The organism is Pseudotenacibaculum haliotis (genome assembly GCF_042684245.1).
In the GTDB taxonomy this organism is placed as follows: Bacteria; Bacteroidota; Bacteroidia; order Flavobacteriales; family Flavobacteriaceae; genus Polaribacter; species Polaribacter haliotis_A.
On the sequence record NZ_JBHULH010000004.1, the window covers coordinates 11,414 to 29,514 of the forward strand.

The window sequence follows — 18,101 nt, forward strand, 5'->3', positions numbered from 1 at the left end:
AATAAAAAAACGTCCAATACTACTATCAGACGTTTTTTATTTGTATGCTTACAAAGAAAGTTTACTTATTCTACGATAAGCTTTTTTATAGAACTTCCTTGTTCACTTTTTATTCGTACAATATATACTCCTTTTTCCATACGATTTGTAGGGAACACATGACCTTTTGGAAAATCTCCTTTATGTTCAGCAATCATTTTTCCAAGCAAATTGTAGATTACAATATGATCTGTATTTGTATTGATCTGGAATCCGTTACGAGTTGGATTAGGATACATAGAAATAAGATCATTTCCTGTAGGATTTTCTGTGTTGGATAATGTTGTTTGTTGATTTCCGTAGATAATGAACTCTCCCGCAGGAACCAATATTGGATCTGTAGTGCCGGTAATAGTTACCGGAGTATTATCCATTAAGTTATACCAAGTTCCTGTAGAAGGGAAGTTTGGATTTATAGATTGATCGATTACATTGAAATTTGCCAAGATCACAACATTGTTTAATTGCCCGGCTGGTAAACTGGTGTCAAACAGGTGCAATCTTACATTTTGAGAAGTTCCGTCAAAAGAGAAATCTCCTTCAAAAACAGGTTCGTGTATCTTAAGATCTATCAATCTAGCCCATGTATCATATACAAGGCTTCTATCTGCATCTCCCAACCAGTTTTCTGACCATTGAGGTTGAGGTTTGGTGTCTAACCTACAGTTACTGTTTACAGATCCGTTTGAGCATGTGAAAATAGAATTGTCCATTCCTAAGGCTCCAAAATGCCATATCATTTTTGGTCCGGGTAATGTTAAACTAATGGCTCCCATAGATGCCATTCTTTTTAGCGCGATGTCTAAGTTCTGAGGATTGTGAGAAGAGTTACTACTATTTCCGGTAGTTACAGTTTCATACATAACTCTTTCTTCATCATGACTTTCAGGGTACATCATTAATCTAGGAGCTGTAAACCCTCTACTGGTATGAGTTGCTCTGGAAATGTTGTTTGAATATCCTTGAACAAAATCGGTGTATTCGTTGGTCATTTTACCCCACATCATAATTCCTTTAGGAATAGCATCTCCCAGTCTATAGTTTGCCCACTGTTGTTCTTCGTTATCTTGACCTAAGTGTTCAAAGATCACATAATGTGTTGGATCTACATTCCAAGAATGATCTGCATAAGATTTTAGCACATCTACACGATCTTGCTGATAGTTATTAGTACAGTTAAAATCACCATCAAAAGTTCCATTTCCACAATTTTGTGTGAACCCTTTTGTAAGATCCCATCTAAATCCATCTATTTTGTATTCTTGAATCCAGAAGCTTACCACTTTCTTTACATAGTTTTGAGTAAGTGTGCTTTGGTGATTAAAATCGCTTCCTACATTAAAGGAATGCATTGGCAATTGATTGAAATATGGATTTTCTGAAGAAGGGTTTCCCCAACCATCATTATCAGGATCGTCCATCCACATTCTTACCAAAGGATTTCTTCCGAAAGCATGATTTAAAGCGATGTCTAAGATAACTGCAATTCCATTTTGATGACATAGATCAACAAATTCTTTAAATTTTTCAGGCGTTCCGTAGTACTTATCTAAAGCTGTATGGAAAGAAGTGTTATATCCCCAACTTTCGTTTCCTTCATATTCCATGATAGGCATCAACTCAATGGCATTGATCTTTAAATTTTTAAAGTAATCGATTCTGTCTATCAGATCTTGAAAAGTTCTGTTTGCATCAAAATCACGAATCAATACTTCGTAAACAACTAAGTCTTCCTTTTTTGGTTTGTCGAAGTTGGTTACAACCCAGTTATAAGGAGTTTGCCCGGTTTGAATTAATGTTACCTCACGTTCTTGCCCTGCAGGATATGTAGGGATATTCGGAAAGGATGCGCTTGGAATTCCCGGATCATCAAATGGCGATAAAACCAATGTAGAGTAGGGGTCTGCAACTTTTACCAATTGAGGTGAATTGGCAATCGGACTTTCGTCAATTACCCAATATTGATATGTGTACGGTTGACCTGAAGTTAACCCTGTGATCTCTAACCAGTATAGTTCAGGATCATCAGTATCTTGCTTCATTACATAGTTATTGTCAAACTCGTAATTGTTAAAGCTTCCTGCAACATAAATGTAGTCTTTATTAGGCGCTTTTAAAGCTAAAGTAACTTTTGTTGGATCGTGAGCATCATAATTGATTCCTTCTTCAATTCCGGAAGGAATAGCTTCTTGAACCACTGTTGGGTTTACGATCACTTGAAATGATCTTGATAGTGTTTCAGTTCCATTATTGGCTTCTAAAACATAAGATGTTGTGGTGTTTACTGTAGGAGAAAGGCTATAAGAAGTAATTCCGTTTTGTGTGTCTACAGTTGAACCGTTTGCTTTTAGCGTAAAATCTGCTGTTTGAGTAGATGTGGCTTGAATGTTAATGGTAGCTCCGGAAGTGGTGATAGTTATATCATCTGATGGAGAAGTTAAGCTCAATTGAAAAGCTCCAACATCAAAAAAGAAATCTGAACACCCGTTGTCTTTAAATTCCTGACTTCCATTTTCATTTCTAAAAACCATACCCATTCTGGTCACAGCAGCAGCTTCTGAAGCAGACAAACCGTAGTAGGTTTCCGGTACAAATGTGATACTCCACGTACCATTTCCGTTTGAGGTCATTTCTCCAACTCCATCATCTTGTCCCCAATTACCAATCACATGAGTCCATGGATTCGCATCAGGACCAACACCGGAATGTAAGTACACTTTGTTAGGACTGCTAAAACCATTACAATCTGTAGCATTACTATTGGTGTCTACCGTAATTGTTATGGATTGGTTTACTTCAAAAGGGAAGGGACTAATGGTAACTTGCCCATAAGAGTAAACAAATGATAAGAAGAGTACTGTTAGGAGTAGTTTGTTCTTCATGTTTGAATTTATTATGAAAAAAGGCTGATGTTTAGTCAGCCTTTTTTCTTTGATATGATTTAATTAATCTACTGTAATTGTTGGAACACTTGGATTAGAAAAATCTAAGGTAATTGTGTATGTACCTGCCATAGACACAATATTATTTCCATTTAATTCTAATGTACCATCGGCACCGGTATCTCCGTAGTTCACAGCCCAATCATTGTTGGCTCTGATCTTATATTCTCCATCTAATAGAGTTACATCTCTTAGAATCCAGATATCATCAAATGGTCTTGACCAATCTCTGGTGAAAGAGGCATCTGGAGTTGCACCCCAGTTGTTAAATGCACTTCCAACAAGACCCCAAACATAGTCAATTGGTTGAAGAGTATACTCGTTATCGTTTAGGTCAACAGTAACAATATAAATTCCTGCTGTAACATTGATATTGTCACCATTTTGCTCAATTGTTCCATCAGCTCCAGTATCACCGTAGTTTACAGCCCAATCGTTATTCATTCTAAACTTCATTTCACCATCTAACAATGTTACAATTCCTCTGAATACATCAGAATATTGATCGTATTCTAGCATAAAGTCAGGAGTAGCTCCCCAGTTATTATATGCGCTCCCTACAATTCCTAGAGAGAAAGGCTCGATAGTATATGTATTGTCATTAAAGTTTAATGTAACCTTATAAGACCCGGCAGTTACAGCGATGTTATCACCGTTTTGCTCAATCGTTCCATCAGCTCCGGTATCACCGTAGTTTACAGCCCAATTGTTGTTCTCTCTAAACTTAATCTCACCATCTGTAAGTGTAACATAGGCAGCTAATACACCATTCGTATCTGTTTGCCAGAAAGGTAGATCCGGAGTAGCTCCCCAGTTGTTAGCTGCAGAACCTACAATTCCCCAAGTAGTAGAAAGGTCTAATACTGTTAAATAAGTTGTAACATTGATTGTTAATGTAGCTGAAGTTCTTTCTAAAACTGCTCCAGTGTTTGAATCTGTGATCACAGATCTTACGCGCAAGTCTAAATCTCCTGCTGTATCCGGTGCAATACCACTAGAAAGTGCAGCTGCATTTAATTGTGCATTGGTTAATGCAATAGAGTTTTGATTTACAACATTTGCTACATCTATAACAGTAGCAAAGTCTGATCCTGTAGTTCCGGCTTCTAAGTAATAAGTAACATCAACACCTAGAGAAGATTGTAAGATTGCATCTTCCCATTGGATTGTTACAGCAACTTGATCGTTGTTTGCTAATGATAATACAAAAGCGTCTCCATTTGAAATTCCATCAAAACTTGGTGCATCAACAGGGTATGTAGTAACCAAGTATAACACAGAGTTTGATGTTGTGCTTCCTGCATTTACTCTTACGTAAATTGCTACATCTTGAAAGTTATCACTAACTACACTTGTAATAGCGTCATTCAAATCCTGAACACTAATAGAGAAAGAATTTGTAGTAGACGTTCCTAAATTAACAACAGAAGAGAAGGAGTCATCTGTAGACATTTCGATGTCGTAAGAAGAACTACCAGTTACTTCATCAACCCAAGTTAATGTAAAAGCTGGGTTGTTAGGAAGGCTAAAATTCAAAAAGATACTGCTGATCCCAGGCTCTTGCAATACAAAAGCAGGATCTGGTGATGTGATCTCAATACTTTCTTCAGTTTCACAGGCTCCTAAAAGGAGGGCGAAAGAAAGAAAAAGTAATAAGATTCTATTGGTATATAATTTCATTTTTTCTTGTGTTAAGGTTTATAAATTCAATGGAATTAAGATGTAATGTCCTGTTAAGTCATTGTACCAAACATCATAATCATCTTCTACTACAACAGGAACATTTCCACCATTTTCGGTAGCTAATCCTGAAAACTCTGTAGTACCTCCCCATACAGAACTTGTATTGGTCATAAACTGAACATTACCTTGTGTTAAGTGTACACTGTTTAGGTACCACAAGTGACTATCAAATGTAGATTGCGTCATTGCAGTTGCAGAACCGGTAGCAGAACCTTGAAGTGTCATGCTTGTATAGTTTGCAGCTCCGGAAGCATTGTAAGGTCCGAATGTATAAGTATTCGTAGAAAAATCTATCGTAAATGTGTAAAATCCTGGAGTTGTAATTCCTGCGCCTCCGGCTGTAGGGAATCTTTCAGGATCAGATCCTGTCCCATCATTTACTTCAATAGTAGAACCATCGTTTGTTCCCCATTGTGGTTGCCATAAACCTTTTACTTCTAATAATTTGAAGTGTCCGGCTGTAAAGAAACCTGTATAGTAGTACACGTTAGAGTTTGAACCATCTCTAAAGATAGGAGGGTTGTTACTATTGTTGTTCCATCCAGGAGCCGTACCATCACCAACTAAGTAATAGTCTGTGAAAGGGTAGTTGAAGAACGGAAGTACGTCAAAACTAATTGTATTTGAGTATCCCGGTAATCCGTTTTGAGTTCCTAGTGTAGATTTTACTCTTACATACATTGTTCCCCATTGAAAAGGAGCCAATCCAATACTACCTGCAGCAGAGTTCATTTCATTAATAGATACTGTTACAGATGTATTTCCTGTTACTGTTGTAATTACGTGTGGTGCTGCAAACGTATCTTCTACAGATACTTCTATAGAATAGTTTACAGAAGCTTGTTGACCGTAATCAGCTTCAGTCCAGTTAAATGTAGCTGCCGGGTTGGATGTGTTTATAGGATCCAACTCGATAGCATTGATAGATAAGTCTGACAACGAGAATGCTGCTGTAGGTGTTACAGTGAATTGTTCGCTATCATCATCACATGAGCTAAACAGCACAATAAAGAGAGCTGCAAAAGCATATATAGATAATTGTTTTAAATTCTTCATTAGTAAATCTGTTTAGTTTAGTATCCTGGATTTTGCGTCAAATTTGGATTTGAAGCCAAAGAATTTGTTGGCATTGGATATACGTTAAAGTGTGCTGGAATAGCAATACCATTGGTACCGTTTCCTTTCCATGCCCAGTTGTAATTTCCTCCAGTAAATCTGTTATATCTGATCAAATCTTGTCTTCTGTGAGCTTCCCAGTGTAACTCTCTTGATCTTTCGTCAAGAATAAAGTCTAAAGTGATATCTCCAACACTTACCATGTTTGGATTTCCGGCTCTAGTTCTTAAAGAATTGATGTAACCTTGAGCTGTACTCATACTACCACCTGTACCACCTCTTAATACAGCTTCTGCATACATTAAGTATACATCTGCCAATCTGAATAATGGGAAATCAGTATCAACAAAAGTTTGGTCTGATCCAAAACCTCCTGTAGAGGTTGCATTTGAATATTTTTGGATGATGTATCCAGTGTCTCTGTCTGAGATGTCAACAATATCAATAGGTCTGTTTGCAGAAATGATGCTGTTTCTATCATCATTGTCAAACAATCCTCCTTGCCAAAGCTCAGCAAATTGTCTTCTTACACGAAGAGCACCACCCCATCCGCCGGCACCAACACCAACTTCAGCTCCATTTACTTCTAAACTTCCTACAGATCCATTAATAATAACTGTTGTAGGACCGAAGTTTTGAGTTCTTAAACCATCAGAAATGATTGGAAAAATGATCTCATTCACCGCAGAGTTTACATCGTTATCAGCCATGAAAACGTGATCGTAATTTGTAGCTAATTGATATCCTGCACCAATAATGTTACTACACATTGAAATAGCGTCTGTGTATCTGTCTTGCCCAATATATACTTCTGCATTCAAATACATCTTTGCTAAAATCATCCAAGCTACAGCTTTGTCTGCTCTTGCATGCTCGTTCATTCTTGCATCAACTAAATCAGACATGATAGCGTTTAATTCAGTTTCGATGAACGTAAATAATTCAGCTCTTTCAATTTGAGGAGGAAAGAAGTTAGCAACAGGATCGTTCTCTGTTACGAAACTAGCTTTTCCAAACAAATCCATCATATGGTAGTAAGCTAAGGCTCTTAATAAACGTGCTTCAGCTCTATAGGTAACAATTTCAGCTCTGGTAGCAGCAGACACATTTCTTGCGTCTAATTTTTCTTGTGTAGTTTCACGTAAGAAGTTATTAGCGAAAGCAATAGAAACATGGGCTCTACCGTACATTCCTAAGATCAAAGGATTTTGAGCAGTCCATAAGTTTCTTTGGATCTCTCTTGTTCCAGGATCATTCTCGTACGACCAGATCATTTGATCTGCCGCCAAGGTTTGTAAGTATAAAAGCACCCTTCCGTACTGGCTAGTACCTGCATCAAGTCCGGAGATGTTTGAACTTCCGGCTCCATCAACTCCTGTTAAAGATAGGTTAGCGTAAATTCCGGCCAACACTTCTTTATAGGCACTTTCATTTGCAAACAATTCTTCACTAAGAACTGTTTGATCATCTTCTGGTGTAATGTTTAGATCGTCTTCACAAGACATCATAAAGCTTGTGGCGATCATTAACATTAATAAATATTTTATAGATTTCATAAGTACTTTTATTGAATTAGAATTTGATGTTAGCTCCAAACAGAATGTTTCTTGCTCTTGGATAGATCGTGTTGTCGATTCCTCCAAAAACTTCAGGATCAAGACCAGAATAGTTAGTTATGATAAATACATTTTGTACACCCATCCATACTCTAATGCTATTTCTAGCTCCTAACTTTTTGATAGGCTGATCGAAAGTATATCCTAATGTTATATTGTCCATTCTCAAGAATGAAGCATTCTCAATGTAAATATCTGAGTTAAGAACATCAGATGTGTTTACAAAGTTAGTGTTTACAACTGAGCTAGGAATGTTTCCTAAAACAGCATTGTCTTGTAAGAATGCGTATTGAGCTCTTGATGAATTTACGTTGTTGTATACATAATTTCCTATGCTTGCTCTTAAGTTAAAGGCAAGATCAAAGTTCTTATAGTTGAAATTCGATTGAAATCCTAATGTTACGTCTGCTTGAGGGTTTTCTTTTAAGTAACGATCATCATCGTTAATGATTCCGTCACCATTCAAATCAGCATAAGCTCCTTCAATTGGGTTTCCGCTAGTATCGTATAATTGTTTGAAAACATGGAAAGCAAAAGGAGATTCTCCTTCTCTTAGTAATTGAATAGTATTTCCTGTTCCTCCTGCAGTTCCTCCTGTACGAACATCTTCTCCGTTTGCTAATTCAGTAATTTCTCTGTCTAAATATGTAGCATTGAACGTAAAGTTCCAGTTAAAATCTTCTGTGTCAAATACAGTAGCGTTCAAGTTTAATTCAACTCCATCTACTTGTAATTCTCCAATGTTCTGAATTACTGCGTTTCCAAAGTTTACACCGTCAGGTAAAGCAGCGTTGAATAATAGATCATCTGAAGTTTTTTGGAAGTAGTTAACAGAACCTGTAATTCTGTTATCAAATAAACCATAGTCAATACCAAATTCAATAGTAGTAGTTTCTTCCCATTTTAAATCTGGGTTTACTACTGATGGAATTGTAGATTGAATAGCATTTCCTCCAAATAAGAATTGTGAGTTTTGGTTACCAAAACGATATCTGTTTAAGTAAATATCATTTACTCCAGGAAGATTTTGTTGTCCTGTTTCACCATAACTAGCTCTTAATTTCAATTCTGAGATTACTTCAGAATCTTTTAAGAAATCTTCATCACTTAATCTCCAAGCCAAAGCAGCTCCGGCAAAGTTACCCCATCTGTTTTCTGAGCTAAAACGAGAAGTTCCGTCTCTTCTGTAGTTTAATGTCAATAAATACTTACTGTCATAACTAAAATTAGCTCTAGCAAAATATCCGATGTTTACTACATCCGGATTTGCAAATGTTGTAGAGAAAGAATCTGGGTCTCTTAAGTTTCCAGAGTTTCCTCCGTTATTGGTGAATTTTTGATAAGAATAACCAGCTGTAAGATCTACTCCAAATTTGTCGAAGTCATTTTTATAGTTCAAATAACCATCGATCAATTCATTGGTTACTTTAGAAAAACCAGTTGCTCTGGTACCGGCAAATTGTAATGTCTGATCGGGATTTCCAATTTGGAAATCACTTAAGAAAAGTGTTGATCCTTCAGATTCATCATATCCTAAGTTCAATACAGCTTTTAATTCTGGTAAGAAGTGAAACTTGTAATCGAATTGTAAGTTTCCGTATTGTCTTGCGTTTCTACCTGTACTGTTAGCCAATAGGATAGAGGCAACAGGGTTTTGAGTTCCGTTTGCAACAACTACATCTCCACCAGGTTGTACTGTATAGTACTGGAAGAATCCATCGAAAGGAGAGTTTGCATCGTATATAGGTTGTGTTGGATCGTAACGTAAAGCAGCTCCAATTCCACCGTTAGCAAATCTACTATCTTCAAATGCTCTGTTGTAGTTTAAGTTGATCTTTAAATGATTGTCAAAGAAAGAAGGATTCATCGAAAGAGATACAGAAGATCTGTCGAAACGAGAAGTTAAGATTGCTCCTTCTTGTCTTGTGAATCCTACAGAAAGCCTTGTTGGAATTCTATTAAAAATAGTTCCTCTGGCTGTAAAGTTATGATTAGAAGATAATGTGTTTCTTAAAATGGCATCTTGCCAATCTGTATTTGCAGTTCCTAAAAGACCAACATCATCAGGTCTTTGTTGTGCGATAATAGCTCTAAACTCATCAGCAGAGAAAACATCTATTCTGTCTTGTACCTCACCAACATTGTATTGTACATCATAGTCAAAGGTATATTCCTTTTTTCCTTTTTTAGTTGTAATAATAATTACACCATTTGCAGCTCTAGATCCGTAAATAGCAGTTGCAGAAGCATCTTTTAAGACAGAGAACGATTCAATGTCATTAGGATTGATACTTGCAAGCACACCTCTAGAACCAGCTACTCCATTTTGATCTAATGGAAGTCCGTCAACAACGATCAACGGATTATTAGATGCAGAAATAGAAGATCCACCACGAATGGTGATCTGTGAACCTGCTCCTGGCGCACCACTACTTACAACATTTACTCCGGAAACACGACCTGCCAATAAATTCTCAGGTGTAACAATGTTTCCTTTTGTAAAATCTTTGGCTGTAATGGCTTCTACAGAACCTGTGGCATCCTTTACGGTAGTAGAACCGTAACCTACAACCACAATTTCATCTAGTCTTTCTGAGCTTTCTTCAAGCTCAACGGTAATGTTAAAATTGGTACCTACTGTTACTTCTTTATCAGCAAACCCCAAATAAGTAAAAACCAGAACATCTCCTGTCTTTACCCTGTTTAGTTGAAAGTTTCCGTCAAAATCAGTAGAAGTACCATTGGTAGTACCTTTTACCACTACACTAACTCCGGGCAATCCTTCACCCGTGGCTTTTTCTTTTACAACCCCCTTGAGTGTCTGCTGAGCAAACATGGCTAACGAGGAAAATAAAAGAATACCAGTTAACAAAAGTTTAAAATTTCTCATGTATTTTATGTTAAATAATAACCGTAAATTTGATTTGTGATTAACAATAAATTTACATTCCACATTCCGAATATAGGGAGATATATAGTTAAATCCTTTAGTCTATAGCGCCCGAAATCGATTTCGTGTTGAAAACTTATTTGATTATTTTTTACGAAATCGTGTTCGCTAGAAATCACAACGTAAATTTTTGCAGTCATAAGTTTTTTGTAAACTTGCTTTGAAGGAAAAAAACCATCGATTTTTCAAAAATGAAATGCTGAAATTGAGTATAATTTAAAAGATGAAGCAAAAAATTACCATAAAGACAATTGCTAAAGAATTAGGAGTTTCTACATCAACTGTCTCAAAAGCCTTAAGAGATAGTCACGAAATAAGTATAGAGACCAAAGAAAAGATCAAAGCATACGCAGATTTTTACAATTACAAGCCTAACAGCTTAGCATTGCAACTGAGAAATCAAAAAACAAAGGTAATTGGTGTTATTCTTCCCAAAATTGTACATCATTTCTTTTCAACGGTAATCAAAGGTGTAGAAAGAGGTGCCAGTGAAAAAGGCTATCATGTAATGGCTTGTTTTTCTAACGAATCGTATGAGAGTGAGGTAAATAACTTAAACGTTTTATCTAACGGAAGTGTAGATGGTCTGTTGATCTCTGTAGCAAAAGAAACATTGGAGAATCAAAAATTCGGTCACTTTCAGGATTTGATAAATGAAGAAATTCCTTTGGTGATGTTTGATCGAGTACTGGATTCTATTTATTGTGATAAGGTGATTGTAGATGATATAGGAGCAGGATATAAGGCCACAAAACACCTGATTGAAAACGGAAGAAAGAGAATTGCTATGCTGTCTACTCCAGAGCATATGAATATTGGAGCCCTTAGAAAACAAGGATATGTGAAGGCTTTAAAAGAGTTTGAATTAAATTTTAATCCCGATTTGGTATTAGAGGTAGATGACAACGCAGATCTGAGAGAACAGATCTCATTTTTACTAAGTAAAGACATTGATGCTATTTTTGCTGTGAATGAAATTTATGCAGCTATGGCTATTAGAGTTGCTAAAGAAGAAGGAAAGAAAGTTCCTGAAGATATTTCTGTTGTTGGTTTTACTGATGGGTTGATCTCAGAGTTTTCCTCTCCTTCAATTACAGCAATCGTTCAGCACGGATTTACCATGGGAAAACAGGCGGTTGAACTACTGATAGACCGTATAGAAAATGATGGAGATATATTGCCTCCAAGAACCAAAGTAATCTCTAGTGATTTGAATATTAGAGAGTCTAGCTAAGGTTAAATTTTTCACTTTTTTGTAAACCTTAAACAAAAAAGTATATCTTTACCCCACATAAAATGATTTATCAATAAATTTCATTCCACACTTTTAAATTGATAAGTCATAGCGCTTATCGTAGTATTAATTAACAATATACGATAATGAAAAAGCGTATTTTAGGTTTCTGGGAAATCTGGAACATGAGTTTTGGATTCTTGGGAATTCAATTCGGTTTTGCTCTCCAAGGAGGTTTTATGTCAAGAATTTTTCAAAGCATGGGTGCCCATGAAGAGGATATCCCTATACTTTGGATTGCTGCTCCAATGACAGGTTTAATTGTACAACCTATCATAGGATATTTAAGTGACAAAACTTGGCATCCTAGATGGGGAAGACGTAGACCTTACTTTCTAATAGGAGCTATTTTAAGCTCACTTGCCTTATTCTTTGTACCTCATTCTTCTGCTTTATGGATGGCTGCAGGATTCTTATGGATCTTGGATGCTTCCATTAATATATCAATGGAACCCTTTAGGGCATTGGTTGCAGATAAATTGGATGAATCTCAGAGATCCTACGGTTTTGTAGTTCAAACACTGGTCATTGGTATTGGTACTTGGGTAGCAAGTAATCTGCCGTGGGCTATATCGCAACTAGGGGTAAGTGATTCTGCTCCCTTAGGAGAAGTTCCTATGTCTGTAAAAGTAGCCTTTGCTATCGGAGCCTTTGTGTTCTTACTGAGTATACTTTATACCGTTTTTACAACAGATGAGTACCCTCCTGAAGATATGGAAGCATTTCTGAAAGAGAAAGCCGAAAAGAAAAATACGTTTATAAAAGATATAGTAGAAAACATAGGAAAGATGCCTACTACAATGAAGAAACTGGGATTGATCCAGTTCTTTAGTTGGTTTGCTTTCTTTACTATGTGGAGTTTAGCCAACCCTGCATTAACAGAGCATGTGTTTGAAGCACCTGCGCCAGTTGAGTCAGAATACAACATGAGCTTAGAAGCAGATAAAGCTGCTTATAATGTTAAGAATACTGCATTTCAAAAAGCTTCCAACAGAGTAGGTTCCTACATGGGAGTATATGGATTGTCTAGTATGGCTTTCGCTCTTCTACTTACTGTATATACTTCTCGAAGAAGGATCAATAGAAAATACACCCATATGGTTTCTCTTATTTTAGGAGGGATAGGTTTTCTGAGTATGTACTATGTGCCATCACCAGAATGGCTTATCGTATCGTTTTCTCTGATAGGCTTATCCTGGGGTAGTATCTTATCGATGCCTTATGCAATGTTGAGTAGTTCTGTAGATCCTAACAAGATGGGAGTAATTATGGGGCTTTTCAATATGTTCATTGTAATCCCTCAGATCATTGCTGCCATAGGAGGGGTAAATATCACATACAAACTTATCGGAGAAAGTTCAATTAATGCGATGACAGTAGCAGGAATCAGTCTGGTTTTAGCCGGATTGTTGAATTTTTTAATTACAGAGAAGAAAGCAATTTATTAATGAATAAAAAAGCATTCATATTTGATCTAGACGGTGTTATTGTAGATACCGCTAAGTATCACTTTTTGGCTTGGAAAAAATTGGCCAACAGTATTGGAGTCGATTTTACTGAAGAGCAAAATGAACAGTTAAAAGGAGTGAGTAGAGTTCGATCTTTAGAAAAGATCTTGGCATGGGGGAACATAGAACTGTCAGAAGAAAAGTTTATGGAGCTCATGGCAAAAAAGAACAATGATTATCTGACCTATGTAAACCAAATGGATGAGTCAGAGATCTTACCGGGAGTTACTAGAATACTAGCGTATTTGGCAGAAAATGAGCAGGGAATTGCTTTAGGTTCTGCCAGTAAAAATGCACGTACTATCCTACAAAAGGTAAACCTATATGATGCCTTTGAAGTGATTGTAGACGGGACGAATGTAACCAAAGCAAAACCCGACCCTGAAGTATTTGTTAATGCCGCAAAACAATTAAGTATTGAGAATGAAAACTGTGTAGTTTTTGAAGATTCTGTAGCTGGAATTCAAGCTGCTAATACTGCCAAGATGATCTCTATTGGAATTGGAGATAAGGAGGTGCTGAAAGAGGCAGATTATGTTTTTAATGATTTTACAGAGATCTCTGTTGATTTCATTAAAGAATTAACTATGAAAAAGTTGAAAGAGAACAACTTAAATTAAGTAAAAGAAAGAAGAAATGAATTTAGACTATATTATTCACGACGAATGGTCTATCATAGAAGAAGGATTTAATCCTGATACTGTAAAAGCTTCTGAAAGTCTTTTCAGTATAGGTAATGGTGCGATGGGGCAAAGAGCCAATTTTGAGGAATCTTATTCAGGACCTACTTTTCAAGGAAGCTATATTGCTGGAGTTTATTACCCTGATAAAACAAGAGTAGGGTGGTGGAAAAACGGATATCCGGAATACTTTGCCAAAGTATTAAATGCACCCAATTGGATTGGAATAAATGTACTAGTTAATAACGAAAAACTAGATCTATATACCTGTAAAGAAGTTGCAAACTTTAGAAGGGAACTTAACATGAAAGAAGGATGGCTTTCCAGAAGTTTTGAAGCCACTCTTCAAAACGATGTAAAAGTAAAGGTAGAAAGCACTCGTTTTTTAAGTCTTAGTCATGACGAATTAGGAGCGATCAATTATTCTGTAACTCCTGTAAATTCTGATGCTGAGATCGTTTTTACTCCTTATATTGATGGAGGAATTACAAACGAAGACACCAACTGGGATGATCAATTTTGGGACATCTTAAGCGTAGATCAAAAGAGTCATCAATCGTTCTTACAAGCCAAAACAATGAAAACAAACTTCCATACATGTACATTTATGGAAAGCAAGATTTTTGTTGACGGAAAGCAAACAGATCTATCTTACGAAAGTGAAAAATCATCTACTTATGCATCATGTTCATATGCTCATCAAACTTTAAAAGGACAAACCTATACAATCCAAAAGTTTGGAGGCTATGTAGTTGATAGAAATCATGATGAATCAGAATTGGTAGCAGCCGCTAAAAAAGTACTAAAAGAAGCTAATGACCTTGGTTTTGATCAGCTTTTAGAGAGACAAAAGCAATCGTGGAAACAAATCTGGGATATGGCAGATATTACCATTTCCGGAGATGTAAAAGCACAACAAGGAATACGATTTAATATTTTTCATTTAAACCAAACCTATTTAGGAACCGATGCTCGTTTGAATATTGGACCAAAAGGGTTTACTGGAGAGAAATATGGTGGAAGTACTTATTGGGATACTGAAGCGTACTGTATTCCGTTCTACATGGCTACAAAAGATCAGAAAGTAGCTCGAAAATTGTTAGAATACAGATACAATCACTTAGACAGAGCTATTGAAAATGCAGAGAAACTAGGCTTTAAAAACGGAGCGGCTCTCTATCCAATGGTAACGATGAATGGTGAAGAGTGTCATAACGAGTGGGAAATTACTTTTGAAGAGATCCATAGAAATGGAGCCATAGCTTTCGCTATTTATAACTACCATAGATACACTAACGATTACAGCTATATTCCGGAAAAAGGATTGGAAGTGCTAATTGGAATTGCACGTTTCTGGCATCAAAGAGCATCATATTCTACTTACAAGAATAAGTATGTGATCTTAGGAGTAACCGGTCCGAATGAATATGAAAACAATGTCAATAACAATTGGTACACAAACTATATTGCCAAATGGTGTATTGATTATGCAATAGAGAATATCAACAAAATTAAATCTGAGTACAACGAAGACTACACTAGAATTATGTCTAAAGTTGAGTTACTAGACTCAGAAATAGAGAAGTGGAAAGAAGTTGCAGACAATATGTATTTCCCGTTTTCGGAAGAGCATAAAGTATACTTGCAGCAAGACGGTTTCTTAGACAAAGACTTGGTAACTGTAGCAGATCTTGATATAGCACAAAGACCGATCAATCAACATTGGTCATGGGATCGTATCTTACGTTCTCCTTATATCAAACAAGCAGATGTATTACAAGGATTCTATTTCTTTGAAGATCATTTCCCTGATGAAGAATTAGAACGTCACTTTGATTTTTACGAACCATTTACAGTTCATGAATCATCGTTATCGCCATGTGTACATAGCGTACAAGCAGCCAAACTAGGAAGAATGGATCAAGCATATACGTTCTATCTAAGAACTTCTCGTTTGGATCTAGACGATTACAATCACGAAGTACATGAAGGATTGCATATCACGTCTATGGCAGGAACTTGGATGAGTATTGTAGAAGGTTTCGGAGGAATGAGAGTAAAAGAAGGAAAACTGTCATTTACTCCAAGAATTCCGAAGCAATGGGAAGCGTATTCTTTCAAGATCAACTTCAGAAATCAAATATTGAAGGTCAATGTATGTCAAAACGAAACAACTTTCGAATTAGACAATGGAGATGAACTAGCAATTCTTGTAAATGGAGAGCTAGTAGTGGTTACCCCGAATAATTTAGTAACGGTATAAAGAAAATCTCAATAGAGATGAAAAAGCTCGTCCATCTTTTAAGTATCATCTTGTTACTGGCTTCTTGTCAGCCTCAAGATCAAAAAAATGTTGAAGCTCCAAAGATCGATTCTGTATCTAACGATATCAATCGAGTAGAACCACCAAATTGGTGGGTTGGATTTAAAAATGACCAGTTACAATTGTTGGTACATCATCCGAATATAGGAAGTGCAAACGCTTCCATATCCTATCCGGGTGTACGTTTGCAAAAGCAACATACAGCCAAAAGTCCGAATTATCTTTTTTTAGACTTGGAGATTGCTGATACGGCTCCGGCTGGTCAATTCAATATTGTATTCAAATTAGAAGATGGCAGCGAGTTAAAACAAACATACGAGCTTAAGTCGAGGGAGAAACCAGCAGAAGACTATGTAGGATTCAACAGCTCTGATGTAGTGTATTTAATCACTCCTGATCGTTATGTAAATGGAAATCCCAACAACGATATCTTTGAGAATCTCAATGAGAATAAGATAGATAGAAAAGACGATTACGCAAGGCACGGAGGAGATATTACAGGAATTACCAATCACCTGGATTACATCGCAGATATGGGCTTCACCGCAGTGTGGTCTTCGCCTTTGTTGACCAATGACATGAAAAGAGGCTCTTATCATGGATATGCTGTTACCGATTTGTACGAAGTAGATCCTAGATTCGGAACTTTAGAAGAGTATAGAAAACTTGCTGACGAAGGAAGAAAAAGAGGAATTAAACTCATTATGGATCAAATTGCCAATCACTGTGGTTTAGAACACTGGTGGATGAAAGACCTTCCTTTTTCAGATTGGGTAAACTATCAAAAGAACTACGAAGAGAACATAAACGATTGGAATTGGAAAACAACAAAATTTTCCAATCACAGAAGAACCTCCAATCAAGATATGTATGCTTCTGAGTATGATAAGAAAGGTATGACAGATGGTTGGTTTGTAGATGCAATGCCTGATTTAAATCAACGTAATCCTTTTATGGCCAAATACATCATACAAAATAGTATTTGGTGGATAGAAACTCTAGGTTTGGGAGGAATCCGACAAGATACCTATCCATATCCCGATAAAGACTTCATGTCAGATTGGGCAGGAGCCATCATGAAGGAATATCCCAACTTTAACATCGTAGGAGAAGAGTGGAGTTACAATCCATTATTGATTGCTTACTGGCAAGATGGCAAAAAGAATAAAGATGGTTACAATTCTAACCTACGTTCTACTATGGATTTTGCTATGCAAGCCAAAGTGGTAGAAGCCTTAAACGAAGAAGAAAGTTGGGATAAAGGATTGGTAAAGATCTACGAAGGATTGGCCAATGATTTTGCTTATGCAAACCCTATGGATATCATGGTATTTCCAGATAACCACGATATGAGCAGAATCTACACCCAGTTAAAAGGAGACGTAGAAAAAACCAAAATGGCTTTAGCTTATTATTTGATGATGCCTAGAATTCCTCAGATCTACTATGGAACAGAAATCTTGATGGACGATTTTAAAAAACCGGGAGATCACGGTCTAATTCGTACAGACTTTCCGGGAGGATGGCAAGGAGATGCTGTAAATGCATTTACCGGAAAAGGATTGACTGCAAAACAAAAAGATATGCAAGGCTTTTTAAAGAAAGTATTGAATTATCGAAAGTCTAGCAATGCTATGCAAAAAGGAAAGACCGTACACTTTGCTCCAAGAGGTGGAGTTTATGTACTCTTTAGAATACATGAAGATGAAATTGTAACGATCATACTTAATAAATCAGATAGTACTTCTATAGAAACAGAGATTGTTAAAGAAGTAGGATTGGATGGGAAAAAAGTAAAAGACATAATTACAGGAAAAGAAATGCAATGGGGAGAGAAGATCAACATCAACCCAAAAGGATTAACCCTGTTAACAACCAAGTTAAACTAGA

General features: G+C 36.6%; 10 protein-coding genes. 5 read left to right on the forward strand and 5 right to left on the reverse strand.

Annotated features, from left to right (window positions below; translation table 11 throughout):
* Positions 1–65: 65 nt before the first annotated feature.
* The 5 genes from ACFSRZ_RS08290 to ACFSRZ_RS08310 all read right to left on the reverse strand — a co-directional run bounded on the left by ACFSRZ_RS08290 (position 66) and on the right by ACFSRZ_RS08310 (position 10,346).
* Entirely contained in the window at positions 66–2,921 is a 2,856-nt protein-coding gene (locus tag ACFSRZ_RS08290) for an alpha-amylase family glycosyl hydrolase (RefSeq protein WP_379666080.1), read from the reverse strand.
* Positions 2,922–2,984: 63 nt separating this feature from the next.
* Positions 2,985–4,661 (reverse strand): SusE domain-containing protein, encoded by a 1,677-nt coding sequence (locus ACFSRZ_RS08295; protein WP_379666081.1) that lies wholly within the window; start codon positions 4,659–4,661, stop codon positions 2,985–2,987.
* A gap of 18 nt (positions 4,662–4,679) precedes the next feature.
* Entirely contained in the window at positions 4,680–5,780 is a 1,101-nt protein-coding gene (locus ACFSRZ_RS08300) for a SusE domain-containing protein (protein WP_379666082.1), read from the reverse strand.
* 17 nt (positions 5,781–5,797) lie between these two features.
* On the reverse strand, positions 5,798–7,396 hold the full coding sequence (locus ACFSRZ_RS08305) for a RagB/SusD family nutrient uptake outer membrane protein (protein ID WP_379666083.1): 1,599 nt from the start codon (positions 7,394–7,396) through the stop codon (positions 5,798–5,800).
* 16 nt (positions 7,397–7,412) lie between these two features.
* Positions 7,413–10,346, reverse strand: coding sequence for a SusC/RagA family TonB-linked outer membrane protein (locus tag ACFSRZ_RS08310; RefSeq protein WP_379666084.1), 2,934 nt, complete (start codon positions 10,344–10,346; stop codon positions 7,413–7,415).
* 283 nt (positions 10,347–10,629) lie between these two features.
* Between ACFSRZ_RS08310 and ACFSRZ_RS08315 the strand changes: the two genes are divergently transcribed.
* The 5 genes from ACFSRZ_RS08315 to ACFSRZ_RS08335 all read left to right on the forward strand — a co-directional run bounded on the left by ACFSRZ_RS08315 (position 10,630) and on the right by ACFSRZ_RS08335 (position 18,100).
* The gene (locus tag ACFSRZ_RS08315; RefSeq protein WP_379666085.1) at positions 10,630–11,640 is read left to right on the forward strand and encodes a LacI family DNA-binding transcriptional regulator; all 1,011 of its coding nucleotides are present in this window, start codon (positions 10,630–10,632) and stop codon (positions 11,638–11,640) included.
* A gap of 146 nt (positions 11,641–11,786) precedes the next feature.
* Positions 11,787–13,148, forward strand: a complete 1,362-nt coding sequence (locus ACFSRZ_RS08320) for an MFS transporter (RefSeq protein WP_379666086.1) — start codon at positions 11,787–11,789, stop codon at positions 13,146–13,148.
* Positions 13,148–13,828 (forward strand): beta-phosphoglucomutase, encoded by a 681-nt coding sequence (pgmB, locus tag ACFSRZ_RS08325; protein ID WP_379666087.1) that lies wholly within the window; start codon positions 13,148–13,150, stop codon positions 13,826–13,828. Before ACFSRZ_RS08320 ends, pgmB begins: the two co-directional genes overlap by 1 nt.
* A 16-nt stretch (positions 13,829–13,844) precedes the next feature.
* Positions 13,845–16,151 (forward strand): glycoside hydrolase family 65 protein, encoded by a 2,307-nt coding sequence (locus tag ACFSRZ_RS08330; RefSeq protein ID WP_379666088.1) that lies wholly within the window; start codon positions 13,845–13,847, stop codon positions 16,149–16,151.
* A gap of 17 nt (positions 16,152–16,168) precedes the next feature.
* The gene (locus ACFSRZ_RS08335; protein ID WP_379666089.1) at positions 16,169–18,100 is read left to right on the forward strand and encodes a glycoside hydrolase family 13 protein; all 1,932 of its coding nucleotides are present in this window, start codon (positions 16,169–16,171) and stop codon (positions 18,098–18,100) included.
* Position 18,101 lies beyond the last annotated feature (1 nt).